Annotated in this window: 17 protein-coding genes and 1 tRNA gene; 4 read left to right on the forward strand and 14 right to left on the reverse strand. The window is 63.2% G+C overall.

Annotation, left to right across the window (positions count from 1 at the left end):
• From NTZ26_13560 to truD, 14 genes are all read right to left on the reverse strand, one after another.
• The coding region (locus NTZ26_13560) for an O-antigen ligase family protein (protein ID MCX6561528.1) at positions 1–1,370 on the reverse strand (1,370 nt) is incomplete at its 3' end.
• A gap of 91 nt (positions 1,371–1,461) precedes the next feature.
• The gene (locus NTZ26_13565; GenBank protein ID MCX6561529.1) at positions 1,462–2,583 is read right to left on the reverse strand and encodes a glycosyltransferase family 1 protein; all 1,122 of its coding nucleotides are present in this window, start codon (positions 2,581–2,583) and stop codon (positions 1,462–1,464) included.
• The gene (locus NTZ26_13570) at positions 2,580–5,063 is read right to left on the reverse strand and encodes a glycosyltransferase (protein ID MCX6561530.1); all 2,484 of its coding nucleotides are present in this window, start codon (positions 5,061–5,063) and stop codon (positions 2,580–2,582) included. The genes NTZ26_13565 and NTZ26_13570 overlap by 4 nt, the downstream gene beginning before the upstream one ends.
• Before the next feature lie 370 nt (positions 5,064–5,433).
• Entirely contained in the window at positions 5,434–6,843 is a 1,410-nt protein-coding gene (locus NTZ26_13575; GenBank protein ID MCX6561531.1) for a sigma-54 dependent transcriptional regulator, read from the reverse strand.
• Positions 6,844–6,896: 53 nt separating this feature from the next.
• Positions 6,897–7,061, reverse strand: a complete 165-nt coding sequence (locus tag NTZ26_13580; protein ID MCX6561532.1) for a hypothetical protein — start codon at positions 7,059–7,061, stop codon at positions 6,897–6,899.
• Positions 7,062–7,147: 86 nt separating this feature from the next.
• Positions 7,148–7,360, reverse strand: coding sequence for a DUF3185 domain-containing protein (locus NTZ26_13585; protein ID MCX6561533.1), 213 nt, complete (start codon positions 7,358–7,360; stop codon positions 7,148–7,150).
• Between the two features lie 313 nt (positions 7,361–7,673).
• A complete protein-coding gene (locus tag NTZ26_13590; GenBank protein MCX6561534.1) occupies positions 7,674–7,910 on the reverse strand; it encodes a hypothetical protein in 237 nt (78 codons plus the stop codon).
• Between the two features lie 135 nt (positions 7,911–8,045).
• Positions 8,046–8,279: a hypothetical protein gene (locus NTZ26_13595; protein ID MCX6561535.1), complete on the reverse strand. Its 234-nt coding sequence runs from the start codon at positions 8,277–8,279 to the stop codon at positions 8,046–8,048.
• A complete protein-coding gene (locus NTZ26_13600; GenBank protein ID MCX6561536.1) occupies positions 8,263–9,306 on the reverse strand; it encodes a C39 family peptidase in 1,044 nt (347 codons plus the stop codon). The genes NTZ26_13595 and NTZ26_13600 overlap by 17 nt, the downstream gene beginning before the upstream one ends.
• Before the next feature lie 16 nt (positions 9,307–9,322).
• A complete protein-coding gene (locus tag NTZ26_13605; protein ID MCX6561537.1) occupies positions 9,323–9,469 on the reverse strand; it encodes a lmo0937 family membrane protein in 147 nt (48 codons plus the stop codon).
• A gap of 350 nt (positions 9,470–9,819) precedes the next feature.
• A tRNA-Arg gene (locus NTZ26_13610) sits at positions 9,820–9,893 on the reverse strand.
• Positions 9,894–9,946: 53 nt separating this feature from the next.
• A complete protein-coding gene (locus NTZ26_13615) occupies positions 9,947–10,288 on the reverse strand; it encodes a diguanylate cyclase (GenBank protein ID MCX6561538.1) in 342 nt (113 codons plus the stop codon).
• A gap of 7 nt (positions 10,289–10,295) precedes the next feature.
• Positions 10,296–11,774: a M64 family metallo-endopeptidase gene (locus NTZ26_13620; GenBank protein MCX6561539.1), complete on the reverse strand. Its 1,479-nt coding sequence runs from the start codon at positions 11,772–11,774 to the stop codon at positions 10,296–10,298.
• A 79-nt stretch (positions 11,775–11,853) separates the two neighbouring features.
• Positions 11,854–13,029 carry a tRNA pseudouridine(13) synthase TruD gene (truD, locus tag NTZ26_13625; GenBank protein ID MCX6561540.1) on the reverse strand — a complete coding sequence of 392 codons (1,176 nt, stop codon included), beginning with the start codon at positions 13,027–13,029 and terminating at the stop codon, positions 11,854–11,856.
• A gap of 199 nt (positions 13,030–13,228) precedes the next feature.
• Between truD and NTZ26_13630 the strand changes: the two genes are divergently transcribed.
• The 4 genes from NTZ26_13630 to NTZ26_13645 form a co-directional block, all read left to right on the forward strand.
• Entirely contained in the window at positions 13,229–14,272 is a 1,044-nt protein-coding gene (locus tag NTZ26_13630) for an efflux RND transporter periplasmic adaptor subunit (GenBank protein MCX6561541.1), read from the forward strand.
• Positions 14,273–14,274: 2 nt separating this feature from the next.
• Positions 14,275–15,495 carry an FtsX-like permease family protein gene (locus NTZ26_13635; protein ID MCX6561542.1) on the forward strand — a complete coding sequence of 407 codons (1,221 nt, stop codon included), beginning with the start codon at positions 14,275–14,277 and terminating at the stop codon, positions 15,493–15,495.
• Positions 15,488–16,264, forward strand: coding sequence for an ABC transporter ATP-binding protein (locus tag NTZ26_13640; protein ID MCX6561543.1), 777 nt, complete (start codon positions 15,488–15,490; stop codon positions 16,262–16,264). The genes NTZ26_13635 and NTZ26_13640 overlap by 8 nt, the downstream gene beginning before the upstream one ends.
• A gap of 224 nt (positions 16,265–16,488) precedes the next feature.
• Positions 16,489–18,448, forward strand: a 1,960-nt coding sequence (locus NTZ26_13645) for a family 20 glycosylhydrolase (GenBank protein ID MCX6561544.1), incomplete at its 3' end; no start/stop codon positions are given.

Here is an 18,448-nt window from a genome sequence, read left to right on the forward strand (position 1 = left end):
CGGCCGACCAGCCCGACCAAAAAAGCCAGAGAAAAGATGAGGCCGACGAGACCTGTCTCGGCCCCGATCTGAAAAGCCAGGTTCAGGGCCGAATCGCTGAAGCCCTTAGTCCAACCCCGCTCTTTCAGATAATCGGGAAAGGTCACGATGAAAGCGCCCAGCCCGACGCCGGTCAGCGGGGCCGTCCGGAACATGGCTCCGGCCGCAGACCAAAGGATCAGCCTTTTATTGAAGAAATCGCCGATATCCACCTGTTCCCGGGCCTGAGAATCGGCCGGGGTCTGCCCTCCCCCCTGGATCTGAGGATCGGCCGGGGGCTTCATTTCCTTGAGCTGATAGATGCTCCAGCCGATCCGCAGGGACAGCGCGGAATTGGGGACCGCCACGATATTCCAGGCGACAAAGAACAGGAGGAATCCGGCCACATGAAAGGCCACCCTTTTGCGCAGCGCTTTCCCCGCCCCCACGAGCACACCCATCACGAACACCGCGGCGGCAACGGCGATGGCCGCCATTCCGCTGCGCGATCCCGATAGGGGCAGCAATCCCAACCCCAGGCCTCCGAGGATGACTAATAACGCGTGCTTAACCCCGGACTGGCCCAAGGCGTAGACGATCACCAGAGGGACGAACCCGGCAATAAAGGCGGCGAGCGAATTGGGATCCTTGAACGTGGCGTTGATCTGTTCGAGCTTGTTCCAATACGGGGTACTGCCGGGGACGACGGACTGGAAGCTTTGAAAGTAGCCGAACAGGAACGAAACCGAGGCGGACAGGGTCAGCGTGTTCACCAGCCGTTTCTTGAGCGATGGATCGGCGAAGGCCTGGCGAAAAAAGCCGAACATCGCGATCCCGGACAGGAGGCTGGCGGAGGTGAAAACGACGCTCATGCGAGCTCCGCCCGCCGATAATCCGGCGACATTGACCTTGAGCTCGTGGATGCCCGAAGCGGCCCAAGGGAAAAAATCCATATACCGGAGGAACGTGATCAGGGCGGAGATCCCGCCCCAGACGGCCAGAAGCTTCAGGGAGAGGACCAGGGGAACCTTGGCCAGGTCCGGCTTGACGAAGATCCGACCCGTCAATCGGCCTAGGACGAAAACCAGAAAGACGACCAGGGCGGCGGGGGCATGTGGGATCGTCTCATCAATACCGAAAAAGTAGGGCAGGCTGTTGATCAACGGAAAGATGAAGCAGAAAGCGAGGAGCCCCTTCTTGGCGTCCGCCGCCGTCATGATCCAAAGGAAAGCGAGGATCGGCGCCAACACAGCCTGGAAGGCGGGAATCAGAGGGACATAGCGATAATAGAACCAGGCGAAAAATAGGCCATAGCCGATCAGGGTGAGGATTTTGGCTGCCGTTCGGTTCAATCCGGGCCTATCTTTCCTTGGGCCTGCGTTTTTCCGAGAGGGAGAAGGAAACCAGCTCCAGGGCCGCCAAATACAGAAAATAGAGACGCCATTATTTCAGCCTTTTGCCGAGCCCATTATAAAGGCCTTGCACACGGCGTGCAACCTCGGCCCAGTCGAACTGCCGCGCCCTTTCCAAGCCGTCCCGGCGAAGCCTGGCCCGCAACGCCTCCTCCGTCGCGACCCTCCGGATGGCCGTCGCCAAGGCGGAGACATCTTCCGGATCAACGAGCTCGGCGGCCGAGCCGACGGCCTCGGGAAGGGCGGGCGCTCGGGAACATACGACCGGCGTCCCGCAGGCCATCGCCTCCAAGGGGGGAAGCCCGAAGCCTTCATAGAACGAGGGAAAGACGAACACATCGGCCATCGTATAAACGGCCGGCAGATCGCGGGAGTCGACCGAGTCCGCGATCACGACTTCCGACTGCAGGCCGAGCGCCTGGATCGCCTTTTCGATCCGATCGGCTCCCCAAGCCCGGCGGCCCGCCAGAACCAGTTTGCGATTCCAGCCGGGAGTATCCTTTCGCAGACGGGCGAACGCCGCCAAGAGAGCGCCCAAGTTTTTGCGCGGTTCCAGAGAACCGACGGACAAGATATAGGCCGGCGGCAGGCCGTATCGGCTCCGGACCTCGCGGCACCGGTCTTGATCCGCCTCCGGTCGAAACGCAGAGGCGATCGCGATTCCGGTATTGACGACGTTTTCCGGGGCCGCGTCCGTGAATTTCAGAATTTCGCCCCGGGAAAAATTCGAGATCGTCAGGACCATTCCCGCTCGCCGGGCGGCCCGCCGGGTCAGCGGCGCCATATAAACGCGGGCCTTCCAGGAGAGCCATTCGGGATTTCGCCACATCGTCCCGTCGAAAATGGTCATGACAAACGGCGCCCTCGTCAGCAGACCCGGCGGGAACGCCGGGTAATGAAGGAGGTCAAGCCCCAGGCGGCGCCGGACGCGGGGCAGCCAGAGCTGCTCGCAGGCGATCTGCGAGGGCGGACCGATCCGCATTTCCGCCCGATCCCGGTAGGGTTCCAGCTGGGGGTGGATTTCGCGCCTGAAAAAAAGCGTATAGCGGTTTTCCCGATCGCTTTCCAGGAGGGCCTTGATGAGATGCAAGGCGTACGACTCGATTCCCGTGATCCTCCGGCACAGCGATGTGGCGTCGTATCCGATTCTCATGAGGCCTCGTCCGCACGAGTCCTGGCCCTTTCCCAGAGCTCCGCCACCAGCTTCGGAAAGACCGCATCGGCGGCGAATTCGGCGACCCGCGAAGCGCCCCCCCCGGCCGGGCGGGGCCGGGCCAATACGGTCGCGACCGCGGCGGCGAGCTCATCCGGATCCCGCGAGGCGGTCAGAAGGCCCGCCGTCTCATTCGTCACCATGCTTCTCAGCTCGCCCAAGTCGGGAGAGACGACGGGCAGGCCGCAGGCCAGGGCTTCCAGCACGGCCACGGGCATGGCCTCGAAAGCGGAGGTCAGGAGCAGGGCATCGGCCGCCGTCATGAGGTCGGCCACCTCGCCCGGAGTCCGTAGGCCCAACCAGTGAACCGACTCCGCGAGGCCGAGCTCCTCGCTTTTCGCCTTCAGCGCGGACTCCAGCCCTCCGCATCCGACGATGGCGAGCCGAACGCCGGGATGACGGGCCGACAGGCTCCGGAACGCGTCCAGCAGGAGGTGAGGATCCTTGCCCGCTTCCAGCCGCCCAACGGAAAGGACCACCGGCCCTTCCCTCGGCAGATCATAGCGCTCCCGCAGGGCCTTACGGTCCGCATCCGGGCGCAGCCGGAAAACGGCGGAATCATAAACCGTCGGCAGGAAGGCGAAGCGATTCGACCGGGAGGGATGAAGCTTCCGCATCGCTTCCAAAGCCGGTCGGCTGACGACGAAGACCTTGTCCAACCGAATGATCAGCCGCCGCTCCAGCCGCGCGTAGAGTCTCCGGATCCGCCGCCAGCGGCTCTCGCACCGCGGATCGGCGAGGTGGCGGGGGTCGCCGTGAAGAAAGAGAATCTTCGTTCCGGGGATGCGCCCGAAAGCCAGCACGGGCTCGATCCGATGGAAGAGCCAGAGGCCGCCCTCCCCTTCCGGGAGATTCGCCCGGAAAAGGAGCGCGGCCGTGAAGCGAAGGAAGAGCGGAATCCTCGTCCGCCGGTTCGGGTCCGCCACTCGCAGGACCGGAAGGAAGCGGACGGTCTTGTCCTCAAAAGAGATGGAGTGCCAAACCCCTGTTTTGAGCCCCCCATTTTTCGCTGTGATCCCGATGATCCGTATCTCCCCGTCGCAGGGCGTGGACCGGACGAATTGCCTGATGAAAGTCTCCACGCCGCCCATCTTGACCCCTTGATCGTCGATCGGATAGACCGTCGTCCAGACGGGGCGCGGGGATCCGTCGGCCGGATGAAGATCCTCCCCGTCTTTCTGCTCCCGCAAGGCGAAGCCCAGGGCGGCCCATAGATAGAACTGGAAAACCGTCGTCGAGATCAGGTTGTCGCCCAAGCTGCCGACCTGCCAGGCCAGGAAGACGCCCGCCAGAATCCAGAGCAAAGGCGCACCGCGGGCCGGAGGCGCTCTCCGGGCCGCCTTCAGAATCTGGAAGCTCGAAAACAGAATGAAGCCGCAAAAGGCCACAAGGCCGATCGCTCCCGTTTCCAAGAGATAACGGATGAAGTCGTTGTGGGGCGCAAACCCGATCTTCTGGTCCGTCTTCCAGGGATTGATCAGGGATGTCATGTGCAGACCATACCCCAGCCAAGGCTTTTTCTTCCAAAGCCCGATCAGGTTGTCCCAGTTGGCGAACCGCCAGCCCAATGAGCCGGTGATGGGCCTTGGCCTGACGGCGGGAATGATCTTGGATGGGGTGATCGGACCAGTCGTCTGGTCGCTCACCAAGGCTGGCCGATTGGTCCGAACCGCCGTCTCGAACGTCTTTATCTTGGCCGGCGCTTGTCGGTTGATCAGAACCATCAAGGCGAACAAGGTGAAAAGCCCCAGGACAACCATCCTTCCGCGAGGCTCCTCGCGGAGGAAGATCCAGGCGCAGAGCGCCGCCAACATGATAAATCCCCCGATGTTCAAAGTTCCGACGAGAAAGATCATCTCGATCGCAATCAGAATCGTCCACAAAGGATGCGGGGAAATCTTGGACTTCCAGTAGGTCAGGGCAATGAAGAAGAGGAGGAACACCCCCAGCGAATTGGGGTGGGACAGCGTTCCCATCAGGCGGTATTCCATGCCGACGACCCAGCCTTTCCGAAAGATCAATTGGTACAGGGCGGCGGCCAGCGGAATGGGGAGCCCGAAGAACAGGAGACGAAGGCCGTTACGCCGGCCCTCCCGGGAGGGCAGATTGTAAGCCAGGAGAAAGACGGCGGCGATCGATAGAAGCCGGACCCACTCCCGGGCGGCCATCAAGCCTTCGCGCCCGAAACTCCGCCAGCTGAGGAATACGAACGGGATCAGGACGACGAGCCAAACAACCCAGCCCGTGGCGATCGGATGCCAGGCCACCTTCTTGCGGCGGACGAACAGCCAGGCCGCCAGGCTCAGGACGGCCAGGCCGGTCAGCGAGGGGATGTTCAACTGAAGCGGCCCGAAATGGACGTTGGTGAAGATTTCCAGGGCACTGCGGGTCACCAGCAGGGTCATCAGGATTTCGAACATCCGCATGCTCCTTTGCGCTCTTCGTTTGTGCGGGTCCGTTATCCGTCCACGCTGCGATAAAGGGTTGAGGCGCCCCCGATAGTCGGACAGTTTAGGAGCGGGCTAAAAGTTCATCGCTCCCCCCCCAAACCGCGCTCATTTTAACTTTTTTTTTACTTGAACGCCATCGGTTTCGGGATCCTCGAAGCGCAGGCGTTTGAAGTCGTTTTTTCGAGGTTTATTTAAAATGGCTGCGAGAGGCAGGCTTTCAGTTCTCATTCAGGAAGCCTCTAGCTGTCCTAAGAAAGGAGAGAGAGCCAGCCGCCCTGGCCGACGGCCTTTTAGGGGAATCGCTCGCCGCCCCGGCTTGCGCCTGCCGGACGGTCGGAAATCATGGCTTTTCCGCAATCCGATGCTTGCGAAGCAGCGTGTAGAATCTCGAGCGGGACAGGCCGGAAATCCGGCAGGCCTTATCGACATTTCCGGAAACGGAAGCCATCAAGTCCTTGACATACTGAATTTCCGCCGCCGTCACGGCGTTCTTCCGGATGTCTTTCCATAGGGGCAGCCGGCCGGATGGGCGGGGGCTCGTCTTGTCGGCGGCGGGTTCGTCCCGCTTCTTGGCAAAAGAGTTTCGGGCCACTTGAATTCGGATATGCGCCGGAAGGTGCTTGGGGAACAGCATGGGCTCGTCTTTGGCGGACAGCAGGGCTTTCTCCAAGGCTTGGACCAGCTCCCGCACGTTGCCGGGCCAATTGTATTCGGTCATGATATCCCAAAATTCCGGGGAGGTTCCCTTGGGGACGATCCCGAACCGCTCGCAGAGGGAGTTCATATAATAGACCGTCAGCTCCTTGATGTCTTCCAGAAGCTCCCGCAAGGGAGGCAATTCGATAATCAGCGTCCGGAGCCGAAAGAACAAATCCTCCCGGAATCGACCTTGGAGGACCATGTTTTCCAGGTTCCGATTGGTCGCGGCCACCAGGCGGAAATCGCTGGCAATCTCCTGCCGTCCCCCGACCGGACGGAAGCGATGTTCCTGGATGACCCGGAGGAAGCGTTTTTGGACCAGATACGGCAGCTCGCCGATCTCGTCCAGAAAAAGAGTGCCCCCGTCCGCCTGTTTGATCAACCCCTCCTCGCATCGATCGGCTCCGGTGAAGGCGCCTCGGGCATGCCCGAAGAGGACGCTTTCGACCAGCGTTTCCGGAAGGGCCGTGCAGTCGACAACCACGAAATTGCCTTTGGCCCGCGGGCTGTTGTAATGAACGGCTTTGGCAAAAAGCTCTTTGCCCGTTCCGGTTTCGCCGGTGACGAGAACGTTGACACCGCTGCCGGCAGCTTGGGCCAGCAGCTCCAGACAGGCTGTGATCTTCTCGGAATCACCGATGATCCCTTTTCGTTTCAGGACGACCGGAGGGATTCCCGATTTCCTTTCGGCCCGATATTCGAGCGCCCGCAGGATGGGGATCTTGATGGCCTCGAAAGAAGCCGGCTTCTCAAAATAGTCCCAGGCGCCGGCTTGAATGGCCTGTTCGGCTTCGTCCGGATCGCCCCGTCCGGTGATGACGATGATCTCCGGGGACGATCGGGTGGCTTTGATCTTGGGCAGGATCTCCAGGCCGCTCCCATCGGGCAGGAGGACGTCGACGAACACGATGTCGAACGGGTCGGATTGGGCTTTCCGGAGCCCCTCTGCGAGGGAAGGAGCGCAAAAAGAACGATGGCCCAGCTTGGTGACGACATTCGAAAACCAGTCGCAGATGAGTCTATCGTCATCGATAATCAAGACTTCGGCCATCAGACTTCCTCACCTCAATTTTGGTTGGATTTTAATTAAAAAAAAGAATAAAGTCAATCCCAGCCGACCCGAGCATCCAACGGCCCCTCGGCTCGCCGGAAGAGGGAGAACTCCCTGTAAGCGATGGCGATCCGGGTGCCTGCCTTGGGCTTCAACAAGGCCACGGCTTGGAGGAATGCCCGGTGGCCCGCCGGGACATTCTCCGCCGTCTGTTGCAAAGAGTCGGGCTTCTTTTGGTCATCCGGTCCTCTCCTTCTCCCGCCCAACCCCGAAAGAGAGGACCGTCCAGTCTCCGCCGGACCCGTTATGATCGCTTGCGATCGGCCAGGACCAGCGCGATTCCCCCGATCAGCGCGAGACCGCCCACGATCGGAGGCAGCGGAATGGTCTTCTTCTCATCCGCCGTGACTTTGATCGGACCGATGTCGACCACCTTCTCCCGAGAGGTATATTGAATACCCTGATAGGCCAGGGCCAGCACGCCGAGAACGATCAGAATAATGCCCACGAGTTTCATTGGCTTAAGCCTCCTCTAACCGGACATCCGAAAAGTCTACTTGTTCCCGAGCTTTCCCCTCTTCCCTCGAAAAAAATAAATCGCCCAGCCGTGCCGGTCCGCGGGGAACGGATTCCGGGCAAACACGGTCGCGCCCCCGGACGAACGACGGAGGAGCAGCGCCAGACCGGTCAGGAGGAGCGTGGCTCCGCCCAAAGCGGGAGACACCCAATCTCGATGAGCCGGCCGCGGATCGGGCTTCGCCGACGGGATCATTTTTTTAGCCTCGCCCGGCGGCGAACCGGGTGCGGCTTTGGTCGTTGGACTCATGGTCCTAGACAACAAGGACGCCCAGGCCGATCAGCGCCAGAATGATGAGGATGATGATGAGGATATCGCCGGAGGTGAGATAGCCGCCGCCGGCATCAGAGGCCGTGATCACGTCCTGCGCGCCGAGGACGAGCTGCGTTCCGGTCCCGGCCGTCTGAACCATCGGCTTCTGGGCGGCCGCGAACGAGGCCAGCCAAGCCACCATCAACATGAGACTGACGATTTTCAAGATTCTTTTCATTCGATTTCTCCTTATTCTCCGAATTCCTTGTCTCCGGGCTTCAGGGTCGCGCGAGCGACCGGATCGATCGATCAGGCCCGCCGAAGGCATCGCACCCGGGGCGAACCGACCGGCCCGATCTGCCTGAGGCCCGCCTTACAGGAGGACGCCCAAGCCGACCAGAGCCAGGATGATGATCACGATGAGGATGATGTCTCTCGTCGAGAGATAGCCGCCCCCGGCATCGGAGGCCGTGATCACGTCCTGGGCGCCGAGGACGAGCTGCGTTCCCGTCCCGGCCGTCTGAACCATAGGCTTCTGGGCGGCCGCGAACGAGGCCAGCCAGGCCACCATCAGCACGAAACTGACGATCTTAACGAGTCTTTTCATTCGACTTCTCCTTATTGGGAATGTTCTCCAGCCTGGCCTTCTCGAGATAGAGGGACCGGACTTGGAGATAATGGCTCCGAATAAATTCCTCCCCGGGGGCCAGCCGCACGGCCTGAGCCAGGGACTGATAGGCCGGGGCTACGCGGCCTTGATTGGCGTAAGCCAGGCCCAGGACATCGTGGGCATATGCGCTTTTCGAGTCCAGGCCGATGGCCTCGAGGGCCAGGGCTTCCGCCTCCTCGGCCTTGCCTTCGCGGAGGCTGACCATGGCCAGACTGGTCAAGGGGAACGGATCTTGGCGGAGGGAGGCTCTGACGATCTCCCACTGCTCCCTGGACTTCATGAAGTTCGACCTCCGGTAATAAGCCGTGGCCAGGTTGATGGCCGTCAGAGGGTCGGATCGCAAAGCCGGAAAAGGGAACAGGCTTCCGCCGGGAACGACGGCCATCATCCAGCGGGACTGGTTTCGCCCCGCCCCGAGTTCCCAGACTTTCATGAAATTCCGCGACGACATGGCCACCCGGTCTCCAAAGTAGGGGTCGTCGAAGATGATCAGGTCATCCTGCTCGTCGAATCCGATAACCACCCGGTAATGGCCCTTGGCGATCTGCTTGATGGCTTTGGTCAGCACGATGACCGGAATGCCCTTGGCTACCACTTCCTTCAGGATCCGCAGGTCGCCCTGGAACGAATAGCTCTCATAGCCGTGGTCCCGAGGGAACAGGACCAGCTCGGAGTTGTAGGTCGCCTGGATTCCGGAATCATAGATCTCGTCCGATATTTCCCGCTGGCGGAAGGATCGCGCCTCGTCCCAGTAGTTGAGGACCATGGCCAGACAGGCCGGCCCGCAATAGTTTCTTTCCAGCCAAGGCTCGAAGGGGACGGTCTGAATCAAGTGTCCTTGAGCCGGCCGATTCTTTTGGTATTTGACGACCTGGGCGGAAAATAAGCCGGGCGCGATCAATCCGAGCCCAACCAGGACTCCCCCCGTTCGCAGCAGGGAGGACCGGACGAGCGATCGAATCATGGCGATGTCTTTCCGGCTAAAGAACCCGCCGTCCCTGCAACAGCCGGATGATCAGCACGATCAGGGCGATGACCAGAAGAACGTGGATGATGCCGCCGGCATGGAAAGCAAACAGCCCCAAAGCCCACATGATCACTAGAATGACCAGAATCGTTTCGAGCATGTCGATCTCCTTTCAACATTACATTTTCTCGCCTTCCCGCGCCCCGGCTGAAGCGGACGGGGCTCGCACTGAGGCGAGTCGATCCCTTCAATTGCAGGATTCATGCCAGGCTGACTCGGTTTTCGCCAAATGCCGGAGGCTCGATTTTTGCGCCGAAACAGGGCCAACGGGGAGCTAACAGCCGGTTTCCCGCTTCGATCGGAGCGAAACCAGAAGAATAAGTGCTGTTTATAAGTACGAGTCTCGCCGGATGGGATCGTTCCGGCGGAGTCGCCCGCCAGCGATAATTTCGCCGATTGACCAAGGAGCCCGGAACTCTCGGCAAAATCTATGGGGGAAAGGGAGAAGTGCGCGCCCGGAGAGATTCGAACTCCCGACCCTTTGGTTCGAAGCCAAATGCTCTATCCAGCTGAGCTACGGGCGCGCCCGGGAACGGCTCTCATCATAGGGGGTTGAAAGCCGTAAATCAAGGCGGCCCTATTTGCGGACGAAGTGGGGCATATCGAACGGGATCTCCAGCGACAGCTCGACGAAGCCGACATAGGCGCCGGCATCGAAGCAGGGGGCCTGGTAAATGAGCTTTTTGAGGCCGCGCTTCTCGATCGTGTAGACATTGGCCCGGCCCTCGGCCAGCATAGCCCGCAGCTTCGTCCGCGAGGGCTCGAGATGGCAGTCGAGGACGTTCGTCCCGATCAGCGCCGCCCCGCCGTCGGCCTCGAAAGCGGCGCGGGCCTTGTCGTTCATCTCCAGGATGACGCCGTCGCGGTCGCAGACGGTGACGGCGCCGGGAAATTCCTTCCACCACATCCGGGCATCCATAGCCGCCCTACCGTTCCGCGTAATAATCGATCATGGCCGCCAAGGCCCGCCGACAGACCGCGCAGAACTCGATCTTCGGGTTGCCGATCATGATGCAGACCATCTGAGCTCGATACAAGCCTTTGGCCGAATAGCCGGCCCCCTCGAAGACCCCGACCTTATCGGCCAAGCCGGCATAGGTCTTGCGGATCTCATCCATCTTGGCTTGGCCGGCCTTGTCGGCCGCGGCGGTCCGATCCTGGATGGCCTTGACCGCGGCGGCATCGGCCCCCTTCTCCTTGGCCCGGGCGATCTCTTCCGCCGCGGCCTTGCGACGGGCCTGTCGCTCGGCCTGCAGGGCCTCCAAGGCTTCCTTGCCGTACTCGGTCGGAATGGCGATGCCGGGCGAGAGGAGGTCCTTCCATTTGAGGGCGGCCGGGTCGAGCAGGGCCGTGATGTTGGGCTCCAGCGGCTCGACGCCCTTCGGGTAGAAGTCGTTGTAGGCTACCTCGCTGGTGTAATACTCGTCGGCCAAGCCGCCGAAGGAGTGGCCCATCTCGTGCAGGAAGACCTCCAGGCTGCGGGCGTTGTCGGTCGTGGTGACGCAGTAGTCGAAGCAGATGGAGCCGCCGCCGTAGCGGGCGCTGTCGACCAGGACGATGATGGCGTCATAGGGAGCTTGGGCGGCGATCTCATGCAGGCGGTGGTCCTTCTCGATCAGCATGTAGCGGTCGAGATCAAAGGCGTTGAATCCCGCGTCCAGAACGGTCTTGCGGTAGGCCCGCTGGCGCGGTTCGTCCATCGACCGCTCCGGCGAGGGGCGGAAGACGCCCCGGACGCTGATCCGGCCCTTGGCACTCTTATAGGGCTCCGTTTCGAACAGGATCTTGGTCATCCGGTCGACGTCGGTCTTGAACTTGTCCTTGCCGGAGGCGGTGTACCCCTCGGCCACGAAGACGAGGTCCAGGGTCGTCTTCGGATCGCCGGCCACGACGGCCTCGTAGATCCAGTCCCCGGCCGCCGGCGTCTCCCGCCGGATGTGGTAATCCGCAGGATCGACGGCCTGGGTGAAGACGGGGTGCAGGATATTTTTCTTATCCCGGCCCTCGACGACGAAGAGGAATGGCTTGCGCGGCTCGGGGATGCGCAAGCTGCGTTGGAAGACGCGGACGACCCCTTCCAGGGCGGGCGTCGTCGTCTTGTATTCGGCGAACATGGTGTCGAAGCCGCGCGAGTAGAGCAGGGCGTTGCTGGCCACGTCGTAGACCTTGAGCATATAGCGGCCGATATTGAAGGGATCGACGAGCCGGGTCCGCGTTTCGGGCCAGAGAGGCTCCTCGTAGACCGCGTCGATGGTCAGCATCTCGGACTTGGCGTCGCCGGTCTGGTACATGTCGAACCGGAGCGCCCGGCCGGTGAAGCGGGCCTCGAATGCGGCCGGAGCCTGGGCGGGACAGAGCGCCGCACCCAGGACGAGAGCGGCGGCGAGGGACACGATCTTCTTCATGACGACCTCACGGTTTGCGGGTTGCGGAAATCGGGAATCCTATGATGGCCGAAGTCCGGCCCGGGCGCAAGCGCGGGCTTCATCCCTGCGGGGCGGAGCCGGAGGCGCCGAGGGTGAGCCGCTTGATCAGGATGGTGGCGTAGGATCCCCGGGGCAGGGCGAAGGACAGGGTCATCCGCCGCCGGCCGCGGTTGAGCTCGTCGGCCCCGGCGTCGAGGACGGCGGGATTCTCGGGCTTGACCGCCGCGGGCCGGGGGAAGGATTTGAAATAGACCCGGCTCAAGGCCCGGGTCCGGAAATCGCCGAACTTCAGGCCGCGGCTCTGCAGGATCCCGGCGAAAAGATCGCGGGTCCGATCGTCGGGGAACTCCATGCGGGCGGCGCAGGTCGGAAGGTCGAGCTCCAAAAAGCGGGCGACGGCCGCATCCGGCCCGCCGGCCCAGAAGAGATAGTCGCCCTCGGCCCCGGCCACGGCGGCCGGGCTCCCGAACGCCTCCCGGACGACCGACCGCAGCAGCTCGTTCCAGAGGTGGGACTGGAACGAGGAATACCGCATCGAGATCTCCTCCTGCGGCAGCTTGTGGAGGGCCCGGACCTGGTCCTTGGGGTAGGCGACGAGAAACTCGAAGATCTCCCGCTCCTCCCCGCCCCTGGCCAGCTCGAGGCAGCGCGGCCAGTCCTTCCAGCGGTCGAACAGCTCGCGGCGCCGGATCTTCTCGGGGCCCCACATCCCGGGCGCGGTCGAGGTCAGGAAGACCTGCAGGGCGCCGTTCCAATGCCGGTGGAGAATCTTCTCGGCGAAAAACCCGCGCTCCGGGTCGTAGCTGCGGAAGCGCTGGTCGTCGAAGTAGTTGGGGAAGCCCGTGGCCCGGACCTCGGCCAGGGCCCGCTGGACCGAGTCGGTCTCGCGAAGGTCCCGCAGGACGACCCGGAAGGCGTTCCCGAGAATAAGATCCGGCCCCATGGGCCGGTCCATGGCGCCCTGCAGCTCCAGCCGATAGCCCACCCCCGTCCGGCTGAAGTCGCGGCCGTCCCGGATGGTGATGAACTGGGACGTCCGGCCGTGCTTGTCCTTCTTGCCGCCGTAGGCCATCGCGGCCGGCGAGACGCCGCAGGCCCGGGCCAGCCGGCGGAGCAGGTCGGTCGTCGTCCAGCCCGACTTGGTCAGGCGGTAGACGCGGTACGGGCCCGACGGGGCGAGCGGCAGCTCGGCCCGCTCCTCGACGATGAAGTCCTCGGGGGTGGCTTTGATCACGCTCCTATTATACCCCGGCCGGACGGGTTGCGCGCCGGGCGATTTTCAGATAAAATACATATTCCCGATAGGTTATTTAAAGTCAGACCGCTAAAAGTCAGAGGCGAAAGGACATCCTCATGGGCCGCCATAAAAATCCGATCTGGGCCTCCTGGGATCCCGGGACGCGATCGAGACCGTCCTGGCTACCGGCCGGATCGTGGGCGACAAGACGATTCCGCTCTCATTCAACCGGGCGGGCCGCGTCGCCGACGAGCTCATCGTCGACGGCGACCGGGTCAAAGTCGGCCAGCCGCTCATGCGCCAGGAGAGCGCAGTCGAGGAGACGACCCTGGCCCAGCGCCGGACCGTCCTGGCCGTCGCCCGCCTCAACCTGGACAAGCTCGGCACAGTCGACCTGCGGGATCAGGAGCAAAAGGTCCGCCAGGCCAAGGCCACGGCCTCCTACGCGACGGACTTCTTCACCCGCCAGTCCGAGCTCATGGCCCAGAAGTCCATCCCGCGGCTTCAATACGACCAGGCCAAACGGGACAAGGAGCTGGCCGAGGCCGGCCTCGAGTCGGCAGCGAACCAGCTCCGGGCGCTCCAGACCACGCTCAAGACCCTGGCCGAGCTCCAGGTCGCCCAAGCCGAGAACGACCTGCGCCGGGCCGAGATCGACCTGCGGGAAATCGTTCTGCGGGCTCCCTTCGACGGCCGGATCGTCGAGCATGTCGCTCACAAGGGCGAGTTCGTGACGGGCGGCCAGAAGGTCATCACGTTCATCCCGGCTTCGCCCCGAACCTACCTGGAAATCCAGGTCGACGAAGCCAGCTTCGGCCGGTTGGCTTTGGGCCAGAAGGCCGTGGTCTCCTCCCCCGCCTTCCCCGGCCGAACCTATCCCGCTGCAGTCGAGCGGATCGCCCCGATCGTCGACACCCAGCGCGGCACCTTCGCCCTCCGCCTGATCATGGACTCCGCCTTCGACGAGCTTCTGCCTGAATCCTCGGTCTCGGTCCAGATCATGGTCGGCGAGGCCAAGAACGCCCTTCTGCTGGAACAGCGCTTTCTCATCCGCGAATGGGCCGCCGCCTTCGCCTTCACTGCCGTCGACGGCAAAGCCCGCCGCAAAGCCGTGACCGTGGAAGACCTCGGCAACGGCCTCTTCGGCATCAAGGCCGGGCTGAGGGCGGGCGACGTCGTGCTCCTGCCGCAGGGACTCAAGGACGGCGCCAGGGTCAAGCCGATCCCCGACGCCAAGTGACCATGTTCAGCCTGTCCGTTGCCTTCCGCTTCCTGAAAGAGGGCCGCATGCAGACCGCCCTCATCCTGATCGGCATCACTCTGGGCATCGCCGTCCAGGTCTTCCTCAACGCCCTGATCGTGGACCTCCAGCGGAGCCTGGTCGACGATACGGTCGGCCGCTCGCCGCACATCACCGCCTCGATGCCCGATACGGTTCCGGCGGCCGGCTCGGCCGCCATCGAGGGACGCCCGGCCTTGTCCCGAGTGGTCACGAACGAGGGCGTCATCAAGCCCATCCGGGAGTGGCGGTCCCTCGAGGCTCAGCTGTCCAAGCTCGGCGCCTTTAAGGTCATCAACCCCGTGGCCCAGGGCTCGGGATTTATCCTGCAGGGCGAAAAGACCTTGCCCGTCATCTTGCGCGGGTTCGATCTGGAGCGGGCCGACAAGCTTTATGACATCCGCCGCCGGCTCGTCGCCGGACGCTACGAGGTCGGGGGCAACGGCATCTTGATCGGCCGGGCCCTGGCCGACAAGCTGCGGACGGAAGTCGGCAAATCCCTGCGCCTCACTGTTCCCAGCGGCGCCACCGACATCTTCCCGATCAACGGCATCTTCGACCTCAAGAACCAAGTCCTCAACGAGACCTGGGTGATCGCTTCCCTCAGCCGGGCCCAGATCCTGTTCGGGCTCGATCAAGGACTGACCCATCTAGAGCTCCAAGTCCCCGACGTCTTCGGCGCCGAGAGCTGGGCGGAAAACCTGCGCCGAAGCTTCCCCGGCCTTAAATGGCTGAGCTGGCAGGAGGCTAACGCCGACCTTCTGGCCGCGCTGCAAGGCCAGGGCTCGTCCTCTTATATCATCCAGCTCTTCGTCCTGCTCTCGGTCACCCTGGCCATCGCCTCGGTCCTGGCCATTTCGGTCGTCCAGCGCTCCCGCCAGATCGGCATCCTCAAAGCGCTGGGCATGAAGACGCGCCAGGTGGGCCGCATCTTTATTATCCAAGGGGCCGTCCTGGGATTCGTCGGATCGATCGTCGGCAGCCTAGCCGGCTGGGGCCTCGTCGAAATCTTCGTCTCGATCCAGAAGGCCAACAACGCGGCCAGCCTGACCTCCATCCCGGTTAAGCTCGGGGCCGTCGTCCTGTCCGTCGCCATCGCCACCGCGGCCGGGACGCTGGCCGCCTTCGTGCCGGCCCGGCGGGCCGCTCGGCTCAATCCGATCGAGGTGATCCGCAATGGCTGATATCGAGCTGCGGAACCTCGGCAAAGTCTACGGGACGACGGTGAAGACGACGGCGCTTCACGGCGTCGATCTGGCCGTCAAGACCGGCGAGTATATGGCCATCATCGGCCGCTCGGGGTCCGGCAAGAGCACCCTGCTCAACATCATCGGCACCCTGGACCGGCCGACGACGGGACAGCTGCTCATCGACGGACGCGACCTGTTCACCGCGGACGACGACGCGCTGGCCGATTTCCGCAACCGAACCCTGGGCTTCATCTTTCAGTTCCACTACCTGCTGCCCGAGTTCAACGCCCTGGAGAACGTGCTTCTGCCCTATCGCATATCGCACGCCCGGGCCGATGCCGCCGCCGTCAAACGGGCCAAAGATCTCATCGAAATCGTCGGCGTCGGCCCGCGCCTATACAACCGGGCCAATAACCTCTCGGGCGGCGAACAGCAGCGGATCGCCATCGCCCGCTCGCTCGTCAACTCCCCCCGCATCATCCTGGCGGACGAGCCGACGGGCAACCTCGACAGCGAAACCAGCGAATCGGTCAAGGATCTCTTGCGCCGGATCAACCGGGAATTCCAAACGACCTTCATCATCGTCACCCACGATCGGCACATCGCCGCCGGTTGCGATCGGGTCGTGGAGATCGAGGACGGCGCCGTCAAGCGCGACTTCCGAACCGCCGAGCTGAGCGAGGACGAAAACTGGGAACGCTTGGCGCCTTGCAACTGCCGGGAGAAAGTCCAGGGGCGCCTGCCCGAAGTGCCTGCCGCCTAGAACACAAGGGCCGCCGCGGCGAAGATCGCGGCGTCGGCGCGGAACAGCCCGAACTTGGCCGGCGTCTCGGGCGGTGCATGGTCCGTTATTCCACCCGATCGGCGCCCGGAAGGACAACCTCGCTTCCGGCGCACTAGAGCGGCGAACGGGCCGCGGGAAATTGGGAATTGCGTATACTGTCCCCCTATTCTTGTGCTATAAGGACGGCAAGAAAGGAGCGCCGCATGAAAGCCAAGTCCTCCCTCGTCCTCCTCATCCTCTTCGCCGGGCTCGCCGCGGCCTGCGTTTCCCCCCGGATCGTCCCGCTTCCGGCCAAGGGGCCGGAGATCAGCATCATTCCCAAGCCCGTCTCGGCCGTCCGTCAGCCGGGGAGCTTCGTCATTGCCGCGAACACCCGGATCACGATTCCGGCCGCCGACTTGGAAGCCGAGGGAGTCGGACGCTATCTGGCCGAACGCCTGCATTCCGCTTTCGGCCTGGATCTCCCCATAACCGACGGCGCGCCCGTCGAGCCGCAGCAGGTCATCATCCTCCGGCGGAGCGATCGGCAGGATCTCGGCAGGGAGGGCTACGTCTTGTCGGTGACGCCGGCGGCGATCTCCATCGAAGCGCCGGAGGCCGGCGGGTTGTTCTACGGCGTCCAGTCGCTGTTCCAGCTCCTCCCCCCCGAGGCCTACGGCCGGGCCGTCGCGGCAGGCGCGGTCCCCGCTCTTCTGCCCTGCATCCGGATCGAGGACAAGCCCCGCCTGCCCTGGCGCGGCATGCTGTTGGACTGTTCGCGGCACTTCTTTTCCAAGGAGTTCATCAAGAGCTACCTCGATTATCTGGCCATGCACAAGATGAACACTTTCCACTGGCATCTGACCGATGATCAGGGCTGGCGGCTCGAGATTAAAAAATACCCTTTGTTGACCGAGGTCGGCGCCTGGCGGGTCGATCGCGAGGATAAGAACTGGAACAGCCGGCCGCCGCAGGCAGCCGGGGAGAAGGCCACCTTGGGAGGCTACTACACCCAGGCCGACGTCCGCGAGATCGTGGCCTTTGCCGCCAGCCGGCATATCACCGTGGTCCCGGAGATCGAGATGCCCGGCCATTGCCTGGCCGCCTTGGCCGCTTATCCCCAGCTTTCCTGCAGCGGCGGCCCCTTCACCGTTCCGCCCGGCGGCGTCTGGCCGATCAAGGACGTCTATTGCCCGGGCAACGACGAGACCTTCGACTTCCTGCAGGACGTCCTGACCGAGGTCATCGAGCTGTTCCCCGGCCAAGTCATCCACATCGGCGGCGACGAGGTCGATAAATCGAACTGGAAGCTCTGCCCGAAGTGCCAGGCCCGGATGAAGGCAGAGGGCCTGAAGAGTGAGGAGGAGCTCCAAAGCTGGTTCGTCCGCCGCATCGAGGCCTTCCTCAACGCCCGCGGCAAGACGCTGATGGGTTGGGACGAGATCCTGGAAGGCGGGCTAGCCCCCAACGCCTCGGTCATGTCCTGGCGCGGGATGGAAGGCGGCATCGCCGCGGCCAAGGCCAAGCACGCCGTGGTCATGACGCCCACCTCGTACTGCTACTTCGATTATTATCAAGGCGACCCGTCGCGCGAGCCCCAGGGCATCGGCGGCTACGTTCCGTTGAGCAAAGTGTACGCCTTCGAGCCCGTCCCGGCGGCCCTGACGGCCGAGGAAGGGCGCTTCATCATCGGCGCCCAGGGCAATCTCTGGACCGAGTTCGTCGCCACCCCCGCCCATGCCGAATACATGACTTTCCCGCGGATCGCCGCCATGGCGGAGGCCGGATGGTCGGCCCCCGAGGGACGAAGCTGGGAGGATTTCCTGGCCCGGATGGTGTCCCAATTCCGCCGTTATGACCGTCTGGGCGTCAGCTACGCCCGCAGCATCTACGCCGTCAAGATAGCGCCAGCCGCGGCTCCGGACCCGCGCGGCCTGGCTTTGACCATGACCTGCGAGAGCTTCCGGCCGGACATCCGCTACACCCTGGACGGCACTTCGCCCAAAGCCGATTCCCCGCCGTATACCGGCCCCTTGACCGTCACGAAATCGGCCGTGATCAAGGCCGGCGTCTTCGCCGGCGGCAGGCTCCAGGGTCCGGTCAGCGAGACGCGGTTCCTGGCCCATTTGGCGCTGGGAAAGACGCCCCGACTCCAGTTCGCGTTCAAGCCCCGCTATGACGGCG

Source organism: Candidatus Aminicenantes bacterium (assembly GCA_026393855.1).
Taxonomy (GTDB): Bacteria; Acidobacteriota; Aminicenantia; order Aminicenantales; family UBA4085; genus UBA4085.

Bases quoted from the DNA above. Each gene is read 5' to 3' on its own strand.
- NTZ26_13635 (MCX6561542.1), top strand. From the start codon at position 14,275: ATGTTCAGCCTGTCCGTTGCCTTCCGCTTCCTGAAAGAGGGCCGCATG.
- NTZ26_13620 (MCX6561539.1), bottom strand. From the start codon at position 11,774: ATGAAGAAGATCGTGTCCCTCGCCGCCGCTCTCGTCCTGGGTGCGGCG.
- NTZ26_13615 (MCX6561538.1), bottom strand. From the start codon at position 10,288: ATGGATGCCCGGATGTGGTGGAAGGAATTTCCCGGCGCCGTCACCGTC.
- NTZ26_13575 (MCX6561531.1), bottom strand. From the start codon at position 6,843: ATGGCCGAAGTCTTGATTATCGATGACGATAGACTCATCTGCGACTGG.
- NTZ26_13585 (MCX6561533.1), bottom strand. From the start codon at position 7,360: ATGAAACTCGTGGGCATTATTCTGATCGTTCTCGGCGTGCTGGCCCTG.
- NTZ26_13590 (MCX6561534.1), bottom strand. From the start codon at position 7,910: ATGAAAAGAATCTTGAAAATCGTCAGTCTCATGTTGATGGTGGCTTGG.
- NTZ26_13570 (MCX6561530.1), bottom strand. From the start codon at position 5,063: ATGTTCGAAATCCTGATGACCCTGCTGGTGACCCGCAGTGCCCTGGAA.
- NTZ26_13600 (MCX6561536.1), bottom strand. From the start codon at position 9,306: ATGATTCGATCGCTCGTCCGGTCCTCCCTGCTGCGAACGGGGGGAGTC.
- NTZ26_13640 (MCX6561543.1), top strand. From the start codon at position 15,488: ATGGCTGATATCGAGCTGCGGAACCTCGGCAAAGTCTACGGGACGACG.
- NTZ26_13595 (MCX6561535.1), bottom strand. From the start codon at position 8,279: ATGAAAAGACTCGTTAAGATCGTCAGTTTCGTGCTGATGGTGGCCTGG.
- NTZ26_13605 (MCX6561537.1), bottom strand. From the start codon at position 9,469: ATGCTCGAAACGATTCTGGTCATTCTAGTGATCATGTGGGCTTTGGGG.
- NTZ26_13565 (MCX6561529.1), bottom strand. From the start codon at position 2,583: ATGAGAATCGGATACGACGCCACATCGCTGTGCCGGAGGATCACGGGA.